Annotated in this window: 12 protein-coding genes and 2 pseudogenes; 10 read left to right on the top strand and 4 right to left on the bottom strand. The window is 72.1% G+C overall.

Going from position 1 to position 14,300, the window contains the following annotated elements; all coding sequences use genetic code 11:
- The first annotated feature begins 31 nt into the window (after positions 1-31).
- From AMK21_RS30705 to AMK21_RS35580, 4 genes are all read left to right on the top strand, one after another.
- Positions 32-763: a HemK2/MTQ2 family protein methyltransferase gene (locus AMK21_RS30705; protein ID WP_079181279.1), complete on the top strand. Its 732-nt coding sequence runs from the start codon at positions 32-34 to the stop codon at positions 761-763.
- Positions 747-1,001 carry a CDGSH iron-sulfur domain-containing protein gene (locus AMK21_RS30700; protein WP_073882427.1) on the top strand — a complete coding sequence of 85 codons (255 nt, stop codon included), beginning with the start codon at positions 747-749 and terminating at the stop codon, positions 999-1,001. The genes AMK21_RS30705 and AMK21_RS30700 overlap by 17 nt, the downstream gene beginning before the upstream one ends.
- A complete protein-coding gene (locus tag AMK21_RS30695; protein WP_073882426.1) occupies positions 1,001-2,008 on the top strand; it encodes an iron-containing redox enzyme family protein in 1,008 nt (335 codons plus the stop codon). The genes AMK21_RS30700 and AMK21_RS30695 overlap by 1 nt, the downstream gene beginning before the upstream one ends.
- A 170-nt stretch (positions 2,009-2,178) precedes the next feature.
- On the top strand, positions 2,179-2,346 hold the full coding sequence (locus AMK21_RS35580) for a DUF6381 family protein (protein ID WP_199863311.1): 168 nt from the start codon (positions 2,179-2,181) through the stop codon (positions 2,344-2,346).
- 23 nt (positions 2,347-2,369) lie between these two features.
- Here the strand turns inward: AMK21_RS35580 and AMK21_RS30690 are convergent, their stop codons facing one another.
- The 3 genes and pseudogenes from AMK21_RS30690 to AMK21_RS30680 form a co-directional block, all read right to left on the bottom strand.
- A complete protein-coding gene (locus AMK21_RS30690) occupies positions 2,370-3,125 on the bottom strand; it encodes a transporter substrate-binding domain-containing protein (RefSeq protein ID WP_073882425.1) in 756 nt (251 codons plus the stop codon).
- Between the two features lie 84 nt (positions 3,126-3,209).
- Positions 3,210-3,347, bottom strand: a pseudogene (locus AMK21_RS30685) (DUF664 domain-containing protein); the annotation flags it as partial.
- A gap of 136 nt (positions 3,348-3,483) precedes the next feature.
- A pseudogene (locus tag AMK21_RS30680) lies at positions 3,484-5,894 on the bottom strand (polysaccharide lyase 8 family protein).
- Positions 5,895-6,218: 324 nt separating this feature from the next.
- Here AMK21_RS30680 and AMK21_RS30675 point away from each other — a divergent pair.
- The 6 genes from AMK21_RS30675 (at position 6,219) to AMK21_RS30650 (ending at position 13,422) form a co-directional block, all read left to right on the top strand.
- Positions 6,219-7,319 (top strand): substrate-binding domain-containing protein, encoded by a 1,101-nt coding sequence (locus AMK21_RS30675; RefSeq protein ID WP_073882424.1) that lies wholly within the window; start codon positions 6,219-6,221, stop codon positions 7,317-7,319.
- Positions 7,320-7,533: 214 nt separating this feature from the next.
- Positions 7,534-8,841: an ABC transporter substrate-binding protein gene (locus tag AMK21_RS30670; RefSeq protein ID WP_073882423.1), complete on the top strand. Its 1,308-nt coding sequence runs from the start codon at positions 7,534-7,536 to the stop codon at positions 8,839-8,841.
- Positions 8,842-8,952: 111 nt separating this feature from the next.
- A complete protein-coding gene (locus AMK21_RS30665; protein WP_374198587.1) occupies positions 8,953-9,939 on the top strand; it encodes a carbohydrate ABC transporter permease in 987 nt (328 codons plus the stop codon).
- Entirely contained in the window at positions 9,936-10,868 is a 933-nt protein-coding gene (locus AMK21_RS30660) for a carbohydrate ABC transporter permease (protein ID WP_073882422.1), read from the top strand. Before AMK21_RS30665 ends, AMK21_RS30660 begins: the two co-directional genes overlap by 4 nt.
- Positions 10,869-10,924: 56 nt before the next feature.
- Entirely contained in the window at positions 10,925-11,911 is a 987-nt protein-coding gene (locus AMK21_RS30655; RefSeq protein ID WP_073882482.1) for a hydroxyacid dehydrogenase, read from the top strand.
- Positions 11,912-11,946: 35 nt separating this feature from the next.
- Entirely contained in the window at positions 11,947-13,422 is a 1,476-nt protein-coding gene (locus tag AMK21_RS30650) for an HAD-IA family hydrolase (RefSeq protein WP_073882421.1), read from the top strand.
- A gap of 6 nt (positions 13,423-13,428) precedes the next feature.
- Here the strand turns inward: AMK21_RS30650 and AMK21_RS30645 are convergent, their stop codons facing one another.
- Positions 13,429-14,298 carry a class II fructose-bisphosphate aldolase gene (locus tag AMK21_RS30645; protein WP_073882420.1) on the bottom strand — a complete coding sequence of 290 codons (870 nt, stop codon included), beginning with the start codon at positions 14,296-14,298 and terminating at the stop codon, positions 13,429-13,431.
- Positions 14,299-14,300 lie beyond the last annotated feature (2 nt).

Below are 14,300 nucleotides of genomic sequence, written 5' to 3'. Positions count from 1 at the left end.
GGACCGAAGGGGCGGAGCCTTGACGGGTGGAATGACCCACGATTCACGCGCCCGACGCGTGCAGGAGGTATCCGTGACCGCTGCTGTGAACACGTCGGCTGCTTCCCGGCGGCGGGGTGTCCGCACCCTGCCCGGTGTCTACGCGCCCCAGCACGACACCCACCTGCTGCTGCGGGCCCTGGCCCGCGAGACCGTCCGCCCCGGCTCCGAGGTGATCGACCTCGGCACCGGCAGCGGCCTCCTCGCGGTGGCCGCCGCACGCCGGGGCGCACACGTGACCGCCGTCGACGTCGGCCGCCGCGCCGTACTCACCGCCCGCCTGAACGCCCGGCTCGCCCGGCAGCGGGTGACCGTCCACCGGGGCGACCTGGCGGACCCGGTGCCCGGCCGGACCTACGACCTGGTGCTCAGCAACCCGCCCTACGTCCCCTCGCCGCTGGGCCCGCCGCCCAGGCGCGGGAACGCCCGCGCCTGGGACGCGGGGCACGACGGGCGCGCGGTGGTGGACCGCATCTGCGAAGCGGCCCCCTACCTCCTGCGCAGGGGAGGCGTCCTGCTCATGGTCCACTCCGAACTGACCGGTACGGAGGAGACCCTGCGGCACCTGTCTCGAGGCGGGCTGAAGGCCGAGGTCAGCGACACGGCGAGCGTGCCGTTCGGACCCGTCCTGCGCTCCCGGCTCCCGTGGCTGCGAGGCCGGGGCCTCCTGGACGAGCACACCGACGAGGAGAAGCTGGTGGTCATCCGTGCCGAGCAGCCCTGAACGGTCCGGCCGCCCCGCCCGCGTCACCCTCGGTGCCGACGGGCCGCTCCTGGTGGAGGGGCCGGTCGAGGTGGTCGGCGACGACGGCACCCTGTACACCTCCCGCCGCTTCACCGCCGCGATCTGCACCTGCCGCAAGACCCGTACGTACCCCTGGTGCGACACCAGTCACCGCCGCCGCGTGAAGCCGGAACCACACCCGGACGACGCGACCGGCCGTACCGATGGAGCCGTCTGATGCCCGCCTACCGTGAGCCGAGGCGCCGCAGCCCCCCGCTGCCCGCCCCGCGCGGACCGCTGTCGGGCGAGGTCATCGCCGCTCTACGGACGGGCGAGGGCCTCCGGGCCCAGGTGGCCGGTGACGCGGACCCCTTCGGCGACGACCTCCAGCTAGCCCTCTACGTCCTGTACGAACTGCACTACCAGGGCTTCGAGGACGTGGAGGAGGAGCACGAGTGGGACCCCGCCCTGCTCGGACTGCGCCGCTCCCTGGAGCAGCCGTTCCTCGCCGCCCTCCGTGCGGGCGCCCGCACGGACGGGACCGTGGACGCCGCGCTGGCCGGTCTGCTCGTCGAGCCCGTCGGCGACGACGGCCACAGCGTCAGCCACTTCCTGCGGAACGACGGCGAGCTGTGGCAGCTACGCGAGTACGCCGCCCTGCGCTCGCTCTACCACCTCAAGGAAGCCGATCCGCACGCCTGGGTCATCCCGCGGCTGTACGGACGGGCCAAGGCCGCCATGGTGGCGGTCGAGTTCGACGAGTTCGGCGCCGGACGGGAAGCGGACATCCATGCCCGTCTGTACGCCGACCTGATGAGCGACCTGTCGTTGGAGACGGTGTACGGGCACTACCTCGACGCCGCGCCCGGGGACGTGCTCGCCACCGTCAACCTGATGTCCCTCTTCGGGCTCCACCGCTCCCTCAGGGGTGCTCTCGTCGGCCACTTCGCCGCCGTCGAGGTCACCTCCTCACCCGGTTCGCGCCGGCTCGCCGCGGCACTGAGACGCGTCGGTGCGGGACCGGCAGCCCAGCGGTTCTACGACGAACACGTGGAGGCCGACGCGGTGCACGAACAGGTGGTACGCCGCGATGTCATCGGGGGGCTGCTCGCCGACGAGCCGCACCTGGAACCCGACATCGCCTTCGGAATCGAGGCCACCGGACTCCTGGAGGACCGTCTCGCCGCGCGTCTGCTCGCCGCGTGGCGGAGCGACTCCACAGCGCTGCGTGGTCCGCTGGACTGACCGGCTGCGAGACGAGGGGCCCCACTGCCCGGTGGTGCCCCTCGCGTGTCAGGTGTCACCGTACGTGACCGCACGAGATGCGAGCCGGACCGACTCCGGTGACGCTGGGGCTCCGACCGCGCACGCAACACCCCGTTGCCGACGGAGGAACCACGACGGAGGACACCCCCATGAACCTGCCCGACACCCCGCTGGAACGAGCCCGCCGCACCCGTGAACGCGCCGAGGAACTGGGCCGCGCCGCCGACCGGGCGACCGACCCCGAGCACCGGCAGCGCCTGCGGGAGAAGGCCCGTCGCCTGCTCGGCGAGGAGGCGGAGGGCCCGGAGAGGAGCTGACCCGCGCCGAGGCGAGGCGCCGGTCAGACGGGGAGAGGTGCGGCCGGTGCCACGAGCGCCCCCTCGATGCCGTGCCGCTCCAGCGCGTCGGCGACGAGCCCGCTCGCCTTCATCTCCTCCACGAAGGACGCCAGCGCCTCCTGCGCCGCCGTACCCCGGGCGGCCGGGATGCCCATGGCCTGCTGGATCACCATGAAGCGCCCCGGCAGCACCCGTACACCAGGGGCGCGCCGGGCCTCGCCCTCCAGCAACTGGCGGATCCCGGCTGCTACTTCGACCTCACCCTCCCGCAGCGCGGCGAGCGCCGCAGGTGCGCCCCGCAGCCGCACGATCTCGGCGTCCTCGATCGCCCGGGTGAGGAAGAGGTCGTAGGCGCTGCCCGAGCCGACCGAGATGCGGGTCCCCTTGACGTCAACCTCGCTGTTGTCGGTCAGCGCGGACGACTCGTCTACGAGATAGCTGCCCTCGATCAGTACATAGGGAGCGGTGAACAGCAGCCCCTCGCTCCGTGCGGGGTCCACGGCGAAGAAGCCGATGTCCGCCTTCTCCGCCTTCACCGCCTCCACAGAAGCGGCCGCCTTCTCGAAGACCACGAGCTCGACAGGCACCCCGAGCCGACGCCCGAACTCGTACGCGAGGTCGACCGACACACCCACAGGGGCGACGCCCGCCGGGCCCCGCTGGGCCAGGATCGGATTGCCGAGGTTGATCGACGCGCGCAGCGTGCCGTCGGGCGCGAACGCGGGAACAAGGGCCGGAGCTATCTGCTGCTGGGTCATGCGGGCGAGTCTACGAGCCCGGTGCCGGGCGACGACGCGGCCCGGCACCCCGCCGACCAGGCCCGCGACCGCCTCCGTACGGCCTCACGCGCCCACCGTCCCGTCCGCCCCTTCGCGCAGCAGGTCCGCGTGCCCGCTGTGGCGGCCGTACTCCACGAAGACGTGCACCATGATCATCCGGAGCGACACCTCCTCGCCCCACCGGGGCTGGTAGCCCGCCAGGTGGTGGTCGAGAAGGCCCGGAGGGTCTCGCGCTCGCTCCCGAAGGACGGGGGGCCAATCGGTGATCATCTGTCCTGGCCGCATCCCTCGCTCCGTTGTACCGGCGGTCAGCACCCCCAGCCCGCGGTTCCGGCCGTCAGGCCAACCGCACCTTCACCGTCTGCGTGGCGCCGCGTGTACCGGAGAGATCGCCGAACACCAGCCGCAGCGACGCCTCGGTGGTCGCCGACGTCACGGTCGACGGCTTCGAGAAGACGGAGGCGACGGCCCTGTTCCAGGTGAGGGTCAGGCTCGTCCGCATTCGCATGGGGTCGCTGACGCAGACGGTGGCCGTGCCGTCCGTGTGCTCGGTGACCATGACGGAGCAGGGGGCGTCCGCGGTGAGCGGCCCGACGCTTCCGCCGAACCAGAAGTTGACGGCGGTCAGTCCGAGCGAGGGCACCGAAATCCCTTGCTGGTCATCGGTGTTGGTGAGCACCCGCAGCCAGCCGGGGTCGGCGGCCCGGGCGGCGGTCCGCTGCTCGGAGGCGCCGGGCAGCAGTTGGTAGGCGTACGAGGAGTCCGCCGGGTTCTGGCCGTGGTCGACCCAGAGGGTGAGGTAGGTGCGCGTCACCGTGTCCGTGGAGCCGTTGGTGTTGATCTCGCGCCACCGCCCGGACCGGTTCTCGCGCACCGCCTTGACGGTGGCTTCGCCCGGGAAGACGTAGCCGCCGTGCCCGCCGAGATGCGCCCAGGAGGCGTCGGTCAGGGTTGCCGACCACGGGCGGGTGACGGGTTTACCGAGCCGTCGACGGTGAAGGGGGCGTTGCCGACCGGACCCAGGTTGCGGTTGTCGACCGTGGTCTCCACCGCCGCGCCGTCCTGGCAGCGGATACCGGCGCCCAGACAGACCACGGTGTCGTCCAGGAAGAACCACGACTTCTTCGCCAGCAGCGTGCTGGACAGACCCTTGAGGTACTGCCCCACGGCCGCCCGCTTCTTGTCGGTGACCCCGCCGACCCAGTTCACATCCGGGAGCGCCACGCCCCAGTCGCCGCCCGCCCCGTCGGCCAGCGGCTTGCGCGAGGCCGTGGCGCCGGGGAGCCTGTACGGGTCGACTGTGGGCCAGAACGCGTCGCTGTACTGGCCGTTGGCGAACGTGTCGCCCCACCAGTAGAGCATCCCGGACCCGGTGTGCCAGCCGCGCAGATTCTCGCCGTTCCCGGTCTCGTAGTACGTGATCCGCCGGTCCGCCATGCTCAGGGCGGCGGCCCAGCCCGGGCGGCGGTGGGTGGCCCGGGCCATGTCGGGGAAGAGGCGGTGACCCTCCGGCTCGGGGAGCGGGGTGAGCGAGGTGTCGTCCAGTACGGACTTGAGGCGGGAGAGGGCAGTGAGGTTGAGGGACGGGTTGCTCAGCGGCGGGCTGTAGTAGTCGCGCTGGGCCCAGCCCTTGACGAGCGCCCGCCACCGGGCGTTCTCAAAGGCCGACGCGCCCCGGCCGAGCAGCACGATCGAGGCGAGGATCGGGTGGCCGCGCCGGTGGTCGTCGACCTCGCCGCGGCTGATCGCGCGGCCCGCGACCGAGTCCATGACGAGCCCGTTGTAGAGGAACGGCGCCCAGGCGTTCTCCACCGCGTCGAACACCACCTGCCGCTTCGGGTCGGTCACCTCCCACGTCGTCCCCTTGAGCAGCGCGAACAGCAGCCCGAGCCCGCCGAGCATCACCGAGCCGTAGCTGCCGGTGTAGGGCACGGTGGTGTGCTGGATGAACGAGCCGTCGGCGTAGAGGCCGTCGCCCTTGGTGACCAGCGGGAAGACGGGGGAGAGGGCGTCCCGGGCGAGCGCGATCTTGGCGGCCGTCCCGCCGACGACCCCGCGCAGGGCCAGCACCCGGCACAGATCGACCCGGTTCGCCCCGGTGCTCGTGCCCGTGTACGAGGCCACGGCGGAGTCCGGGACGAAGTGGTCGACGGCGGCGCAGTAGCGCCCGAGCTGCGCCGGGGTGAGGGCGTCGTACATCAGCACGCACACGTCCAGCAGGGCCTGGGGTGCGCCGATCTGCCAGCTGTACCAGTTTCCGTACCTCATCTGCCCGGCCTTGTAGACCTGGCTGTTGAGGTGTTCGAGGCCGGTGACGACGGCGTCGCGCAGGCCGGTGTTCCCCGTCAGGCCGGTGCCCTGCTGCCGGTAGGCCTGGGCCATCGTGTTGAGGCGGATGAAGCTGTCGGCCATCCTCGCGGAGAAGCCGTACGACTCCGGGTCGGTGTCCGGGTCGGGGTCCGCGTAGACCGCGTCCGGCCACAGCGACCCGTTCGCCGGAGCCATGGTGTCCAGCCACTGCCGGGCCTGGGTGCCCAGCGTCGCCAGCCGGGTCTTGAAGGGTTCGGCGGTCGGACTGAACCCCTCGCCGAGGATCAGGGTGCTCCAGGTGGCGCGCAGCGCGGCGTACGGATCGTCGTCCGCCGCGGTTGCAGTGCGGGGCGCAGCCAGCACGAGGGCGCTGCCGCCCGCTGAGGTGAGCACGGCGGAGGTGGCGAGGAACGTACGGCGGGACCAGGCAGAAGTCATGGGTGAGCTCCAGGTCGGGCGTCTCGTTTCCGGCGGAACCGGTGCGCCGAGCGCTGACCAGATCCCTGGATCCGACTGTTCTGAGCGGGCAGGCACTTTCTAACAGTTGTACGGCAACCCGCTCAAGAACTTTGGCCGAATTGATCGAGTTGATCGGTTCGGAAGGGGTGTATGTCGCCGGACCGGGCGCAGTGACTTGCTTCCCCACGGTGGAGGCAAGGCCGCCGGTGGGATCGTTTCGAGCGGATGTGATCGATAGGGTTGAGGGGTGTGAGCCAGCGCAACCATCACCGTCACAGCCTTCTCCAGAGACCAAGGGGATCCATGCGACTCCACGTCGACCAGCGCCACGAGCGGGTGCTCCAGCTCGTCCGCGAACGAGGCAGCCTCCGCGTCGCCGAACTCGCCGAGGAGCTCGGCATGTCAGCCGTCACCCTGCGCCGTGACGTCGAGGCGCTCGCGGCCCAGGGGCTGGTGGAGCGGCTGCACGGTGCGGTGGTCCGGCCCTCCGGGGCGTCCGGGCCGGCCCCCGCCGCCGTGCCCTCCGCCGAGGGGCTCGTGGTGGGCATGGTCGTCCCGACCACCGACTACTACTACGCGGACGTCGTGCGCGGGGCCCGGGAAGCGGTGGAGGCGGCGGGCGCGCGCCTGACGATCGGGCTCTCCCGGTACCTCCCCGACGAGGACGAGGCCCAGGCCCGCCGCCTGCTCTCCACCGGTGCCGACGGCCTCCTCCTGACGCCCAGCTGGGAGCGGGGCCACCCGCAGCCGGGCGAGGGGTTGTGGGCGGCCGAGCAGGAGACCCCGGTCGTCCTGGTGGAGCGCTGGGCCCCGCTCGGCCACCCGGTGGCGGGGCTCGACCGGGTGCGCTCGGACCACGCCCACGGCGCCGCGGAGGCGGTCGCGCACCTGGCCGGGCTCGGCCACCGGTCCATCGCGCTCGCCGTGCAGGAGAGCCCCACCGCCCCCCGGCTCAGGGCCGGTTACGCGGCCGCCGTGGCGGCCCTCGGGCTGAGCCAGGTCACCGCCTCGCCCCTTCAGGACGCGCCGTCACGCTCGGAGGCCGACCGTTTCGAGCGGACGCTGGAGTACCTGTGCGAGGGGGTGGCGGGCGGCGACGTCACCGCTGCGATCGTGCACAGCGACGCGGACGCGATCGTGCTCATCCCGCGCCTCCAGGCCCGGGGCGTGCGGGTGCCGGAGGACCTCGCGGTGATCGCGTACGACGACGAGGTGGCGAGCCTGGCAGATCTGCCGCTCACCGCCGTGGCGCCGGACAAGCACGCGGTCGGCGCGGCGGCGGCGAAGCTCCTGCTCTCCAAGCTGGGCGTGGCCGACGAGAGCCCCGCCGCCCGCCGCCACCTCGACATCCTGCCCACGCTGCGCGTCCGGGTCTCGTGCGGGGCGGCCGCCGCCGGCGCCTGACCTGACGTGCTCAGCCGTACCCCGGGGCAACAGGCCCTGCGGGTCCGGCTTTTCGCATGCTCCGACGCGCCGCACGGGCGATCCGTCGGCACGCCGCCATGTGATCGATTCGATTGAATTGGTCATTTGCTCTTGACGGTGATCGGTTCTGCGCAAAATGATGTGTGCCGTTCGCCTCATCTCCCGCAGTTCGAGGTCCCGTAGGAGCCGGCCCATGCCTTGTACGCACCCCACCACCCGCCTCGCCCTCGTGGCGTCCGCCGCCTCACTGGCCCTGCTCACCACCGCCTGCGGCGGCGGCTCGGGCTCGGACGCCTCGGGCCCCGGCGACGGCAAGCCCGTCACGCTCACCTTCTGGTCGGCCACCGCGGGCGCCAAGGAGACGGCCGAGGCGTTCAACAGGACGCACTCCGGCATCAAGGTGAAGTTCTCGCTCGTCCCGGCGGGCCCCGAAGGCGTCACCAAGCTCTCCAACGCGGTCAAGGGCGGCAACGCCCCCGACATCGCCACCATGGACTACTCCGCCCTCCCCGAGTACGCCAGCGAGGGCAACCTGGAGGACCTCACCCCCAGCTCCGGCGAACTGGTGAAGAAGGAGTTCCCCGAGGCTGTGCAGTCGCTGGTCAACCTCGGCGGCTCCACCTGGGCCGTCCCCTTCGACGTGACGCCCATCCAGCTCTACTACCGCAAGGACCTCTTCAAGAAGTACGACGTCGAGGTCCCCAAGACCTGGGCGGAGTACCGCAAGGCCGCGGAGAAGATCCACCAGGGCGACCCGAACCTCACCATCACCAACTTCGGCGGCGGCGACCCCGCCCTGCTCTCCGGTCTCGCCTGGCAGGCCGGCGCCCAGTGGTACGGCACCAAGGACGACGCCTGGAAGGTGAACATCGACGAACCGGCGTCGCAGAAGGTCGCCGCGTACTGGGACGGCCTCCTCGAGGACGGCCTCGCCTCGAAGACCCCGCTCTGGGGCGAGGGCGAGACCAAGGAGCGCGCCACCGGCAAGGTCGCCACCATCATCGGCGCAGCCTGGAGCGCGGGGAACTTCCCCGTCAGCTACCCCGACAGCAAGGGCAAGTGGGCCATAGCCCCGCTCCCGACCTGGGACGGCACACCGAGCACCGGCATGTACGGCGGCACCTCCTACATCGTCCCCAAGGGCAGCAAGCACACCGAAGCGGCGGCCCGGTTCATCAAGTGGGTCACCACCGACCCCCGGGCCATGACCGCACGCCTCTCCTCCCTCAAGACCCCCAGCAGCGCCCTGCCCGCCAACGAGGCCATGCGGGCCGCCGCGGCCAAGGAGTTCGACAGCTCCTACTTCGGCGACCAGGACGTCTACCAGCTCGCCGGTGAGGCCGCCGGCACCATCGTGCCCGGCTGGACCTGGGGGCCGGTGCAGCAGCAGGTCACCTCGGCACAGATGGCCGCGGGCGGGGACCACACCAGGATGCTGAGCGCCGGACAGGCGAAGGGCGAGAGCGCGGTCACCGACCGCGGCCTGAAGCTCGCCCAGTAGCCCGGCGCCCGGCCGGCGGGGCGCGACGGAGTCCGGCAGCCAGACGACTCCACCGCCCCGCCCCGGCCGCCCGCATCTCCCCTCCCGCCCATCCTGCCGAAGGAGCACCAGGTGGCAGCCCCCCTCACCCGGCCGGTCACGACCCCACCACCCCGCCGGGCCGCACCGCCGTCGGACGGCCCCGCCGCACCGAAAAGCCCCGGTGGCCCGGGCGCGCGGCGCGGACAGCGCCGGGCCGTGGCCCTGTTCATGGTGCCGTTCTTCGCCCTGTTCACCGCCGTCACCGTGCTGCCGATGTTCTACGCGGCCTGGATGAGCCTCTTCCGCGAGGAGTCCTCCGGCCTCGGATTCGGCGGCACCGAACGGGCCTTCGCCGGATTCGGCAACTTCACCGAGGCCCTCGGCAACGAGGCGTTCCTCCGCTCCTTCGGCCACATCGCGTTCTACTGCGTGCTGTACATCCCCGCCATGGTCGGCGGCGCGCTCCTCCTCGCCCTGCTCGTCGACTCGGCCATGGCCCGGGCCCGCCGCTTCTTCCAGATCGCCTACTTCCTGCCGCACGCGGTACCAGGCCTGATCGCCTCGCTCATCTGGCTCTACCTCTACACACCGGGCCTCAGCCCGATCACCGACGTACTCGACGCGCTGGGCGCGCACTGGAACTTCTTCGGCCAGGACGAGGCGATCTACTCCGTCGTCAACATCTCCGCCTGGCAGTGGACCGGCTACAACATGATCATCTTCTACGCCGGGCTCCAGGCGGTCCCGCGCGAGGTCCTGGAGGCCGCGACCGTCGACGGCTCCGGCGCCCTGCGCACCGCCCTCCAGGTCAAGGTCCCGATGATCCGGCCGACCGTCGTGCTGACCCTGCTCTTCACCTGCGTCGGCGCCATCCAGCTCTTCGACGCCCCAAAACTCGTCCAGCTCCGGGCCAACACCATGGGTGAGGACTGGTCGCCGACCATGTTCATCTACACCGCGGCCTTCAAGGGCCACGACTACGGCCTGGCCGCCGCGAGCTCCCTGCTGCTCGCCCTCGTCGCCGGCCTGCTGTCCTTCGTCGTCACCAAGCTCGGCAACCGGTGGAAGGCCTCATGAGCACCCAGACAGCCACCCCCGACGCACCGCCCACCCCCGCGCCCCGCACCGGGGCCGGACGCCGGCCGTCGCCGCCCCCGCGCCCCCGGCGTACCCAAGGTCTCACCTCGAAGGTCGCGGTCAACGCCGTACTGGCCGTCGTCGCCGTCTACACCCTCATGCCGCTGACCTGGCTGCTCATCGCGGCCACCAAGAACTACCGCGACCTGTTCGCGACCAACCCGTTCAGCCTCGGCGAATTCCACCTCCTGCCCAACCTGGACGCCCTGTTCGCGTACAACGACGGGCTGTACGGCCGCTGGCTGCTCAACAGCCTCCTCTACACCCTGGTCGCGGCCGTCCTCTCCACCCTGGTCTCCGTCGCCTGCGGTTACGCCTTCGACAAGTACGTCTTCCGGGGCAAGGAGGAGCTGTTCGGCGTCGTCCTCGTCGGCGTCCTGATCCCCTCCACCGTCGTCCAGCTCCCGCTGTACCTGATGGCCTCGGAGCTCGGCCTCGTCGACACCTACTGGGCCGTGCTCATCCCGAGCCTCGTCAACCCGTTCGGCGTCTACCTGGCCCGGGTCTTCTCCGAGGGGTACGTACCGGGCGAGGTCCTGGAGGCGGCCCGGGTCGACGGGGCGGGGGAGCTCAAGACCTTCACCAAGGTCGCCCTGCCGATGCTCGCGCCCGGCTTCGTGACCATCTTCCTGTTCTCCTTCACAGCCAACTGGAACAACTTCTACGGCGCGCTGATGATGCTCAACGACGAGCGGCTCTACCCCGTCAACCTGGGCCTGTTCATGTGGAACCAGAACGTCTACCAGCAGCCGGAGCTGTACCCCCTGGTCATCATCGGCTCCCTGGTGGCCGTCGTACCGCTGATCATCGCCTTCCTCTGCCTGCAGCGCTTCTGGCGCTCGGGCCTCACCGCAGGAGCCGTCAAGTGAGCCCCACCGCCACCACCGCCAGCCGGCTCCGCACCCGCCCCCGTACCGTCCTGGCGATGAGCGGGGAGACCCGCGACGCGATCCTCCCCCCGGTCGCCCTGGAGCGGCTCGCCCGGGTCGCGGACGTGCAACCCGCCCTGTTGGTCACCGACTTCGGCGCCGACGACCCGGCCCAGCGCGCCGCGTTGCGCGAAGCCGAGGCCCTTCTCACCGGCTGGGGATGCCCGCCCCTGACCGCCGACGCCCTGAGCGCCATGCCCTGCCTGCGGACCGTCGTGCACGCGGCTGGCTCGGTCAAGCACCACATCACCCAGGACGTCTGGGACCGGGGCATCACCGTCTCCACAGCCGCCACGGCCAACGCCCTGCCCGTCGCGGAGTACACGGTCGCGGCGATCCTGTTCGCCAACAAGCACATCCTGGAGAGCGCCCGCGTCTACCGGGAGACGAAGAGCCGGGTCAACCTGCTGCGTGAGTTCCCGTCCATCGGCAACTACCGCCGTACGGTGGGGATCGTCGGCGCCTCCCGTATCGGCCGGCGCGTCGCCGAACTGCTGCGCCCCTTCGACCTGCGTCTCCTCGTGCACGACCCGTATCTGGACGAGGAGAGCGCGCGGGCTCTCGGCGTGGAGCTGACCTATCTGGACGTGCTCGTCGCGCAGAGCGACGTGGTCACCATCCACGCCCCCGAACTCCCGCAGACCCGCCACCTGTTCGACGCCGGACGCCTTGCGCTGATGCGGGACGGAGCGACCCTCGTCAACACGGCACGCGGTTCGCTGGTCGACACCGACGCACTGGTCAAGGAGCTGGTCACCGGCCGGATCGACGCCGTACTCGACCACACGGAGCCCGAAGTGCTGCCCGCGGACTCGCCGTTGTACGACCTGCCGAACGTGCTGCTCACCCCGCACATCGCCGGCTCCCAGGGCGGCGAGCTCCACCGGCTGGCCGACGCGGCGGTCGACGAGCTCGAACGGTACGCCCACGGACTGCCGTTCGCCCACGCGGTGGACCCCCGCACCCTGCACCAGCAGGCCTGACCCCGCCTCGACGCCACTCTCCGAAAAGGCCTCTCATGCCCCGTGCCCGCCGTGTGCTCGTCGTCGGCATCGACGGCGTACGCCGCGACACCCTCGCCCGTGTCCCCACCCCGCACCTCGACACGGTCGCCGAGGCCGGATTCCTGGCCCCCGTGACGGTCGAGGAGCCCACCCCCACGATGTCCGGCCCGTGCTGGGCGACGATCGTCACCGGTGTGCGCGTCACCAAACACGCCGTGTGGTCCAACGACTTCAGCGGCCACCGCCTCGGCGTCTTCCCGGACTTCACCACCCGCCTGGCCCGCCAGGACGGCCGCCGCACCTATGTCGCGGCGGCCTGGGAACCCCTGGTCACGGTGGCCGACGGCGGCCCGATGTTCCGCCACCCCGCCCGGCTCACCCACCACGCACCGGCCGCCGACACCCCGCAGGCCTGGGAGGACGCGGACGAGGCGACCGTGCGCGACGCCGTCGCCGTACTGACCCACGAGGACCCCGAGGCCTCCTTCGTCTACCTCGGCGCCCCCGACGAAACCGCCCACCACCTCGGCTGCGGCGCGGAGTACGAGCAGGCCATCGCCTCGGCCGACCGCCGCCTCGGCCGCCTCCTCACCGCCCTGCGCACCCGCCCGAGGTACGCCGACGAGGCCTGGACCGTCCTCGTCGTCACCGACCACGGGCACCGGGACGAGGGCGGCCACGGCGGGGCGAGCGAGGCCGAGCGCACGGCGTGGCTGGCCTGCGCCGGCCCGGACATCCCGGCGGGCGCCCGCCCGCTGCGCCCGGTCCGGCACGAGGACGTCGCGGCCCAGGTGTACGCCGCGCTCGACCGCACCCCCGACTCGCACTGGACCCTCGACGGCACCGTCGTACCGACCCTGCCGCAGGCCGTCCTCCTCGACATGGACGGCACCCTGGTGGACACCGAACCCCTGTGGCTCGCCGCCGCCCGTGAGGTCGCCGCCGCCCATGGCCACACCCTGACGGAGAAGGAGGGCGCCGGAGTCCTCGGCCGCACCTGCGCCGACACGGCGGCCTACCTGGCGACGCTCAGCCCACGGGCCGTCAGCGCCCGGGTCCTGGAGGCCGCCCTGGAGGACACGTTCCTCAGAGCGGTCGAGGCAGGCATCGAGCTGCGCCCCGGCGCCCCCGACCTGCTCGACCGGCTGGCCGACGGCAACATCCCGGCGGCCCTCGTCTCGGCCTCCCCACGCCGGGTCGTGGACGCGGTGCTCAAGACACTGGGCGCCGAGGTGTTCCGTACGACGGTGGCGGACGGGGAGACGGACCGCTCCAAGCCCCACCCGGACCCGTACCTCGAAGCGGCGGCACGCCTCCACCTCCCGCCCGGTGCCTGCCTGGTGGTCGAGGACAGCCCCACCGGCATCGCGGCGGCCGAGGCGGCGGGCTGCCGGGTGGTGGCCGTGCCCTCCGCGGCACCGGTCGACGCTGCCCCGGGCCGGAGGGTGGTCGGCGACCTCACGGCGCTGCTGCGCGCCTGGGGACCGTAAGGAAGCCTAGGCGGCTCTCGCCGAGGGCGCGGGCAGAACGGAGATCAGCCGGCTCACCGTCCGGGCCATCGCGTCCCGGCCCTGCGCCAGGTAGGCACGGGGATCGACGCCGCGCTCGTCCTGCGCGAGACGTTCCCGTATCGCGCCGGTCATCGCGATGTTCAGCGCGGTGCCGATGTTGACCTTGGTGATCCCTCCGGCGACCGCGCGGCCCAGCTCCTCGTCGGAGGCACCGGACGAACCGTGCAGCACCAGCGGCACCGGCACGGCGTCTTGGAGCCGGGCCAGCAGGCCGTGGTCGATGCGGGCGTCCCGTGAGGTCATGGCGTGGGAGGTGCCGACCGCCACGGCCAGCGCGTCGACCCCGGTGGCGGCGACGTAGGCGAGAGCCTCCTCCGGGTCCGTACGGGCGCCGGGCGCATGGGCGTCCAGCGGAGCCTGCCCGTTCTTGCCGCCGACCTGCCCGAGCTCGGCCTCCAGCCAGAGGCCCGCTCCGTGCGCCCAGACGACGGCGGCGCGGGTGGCCGCCACGTTCTCCGCGTACGGCAGCCGGGCGGCGTCGAACATCGCCGAGCTGAACCCGCACTCCGCCGCCTGGTGCAGCAGCCCGGGGGAGTGGACGTGGTCGAGATGGAGGGCGACCGGAACCGCGGCCGCCCGGGCGCTCTCGTGCGCGGCCCGGGCCAGCGGGCGCAGCCGGCCCCCGTGGTACTTCACCGCGTTCTCGCTGATCTGGAGGATCACCGGCGAACCCGCGGCCTCCGCTCCCTCCACGATGGCTTCCGCGTGCTCCAGGGTGATGACGTTGAACGCGGCGACCGCACCGCGCCGGGCTGCGGCGTCGGCGATCAGCTCGCCGGTGGCGGCGATGGGCATGG

This window comes from Streptomyces sp. CB00316 (genome assembly GCF_001905595.1).
Lineage (GTDB): Bacteria > Actinomycetota > Actinomycetes > Streptomycetales > Streptomycetaceae > Streptomyces.
The sequence above is the reverse complement of the archived record's forward strand: the minus strand, read 5'-3'. Positions and strand labels throughout refer to the sequence as shown.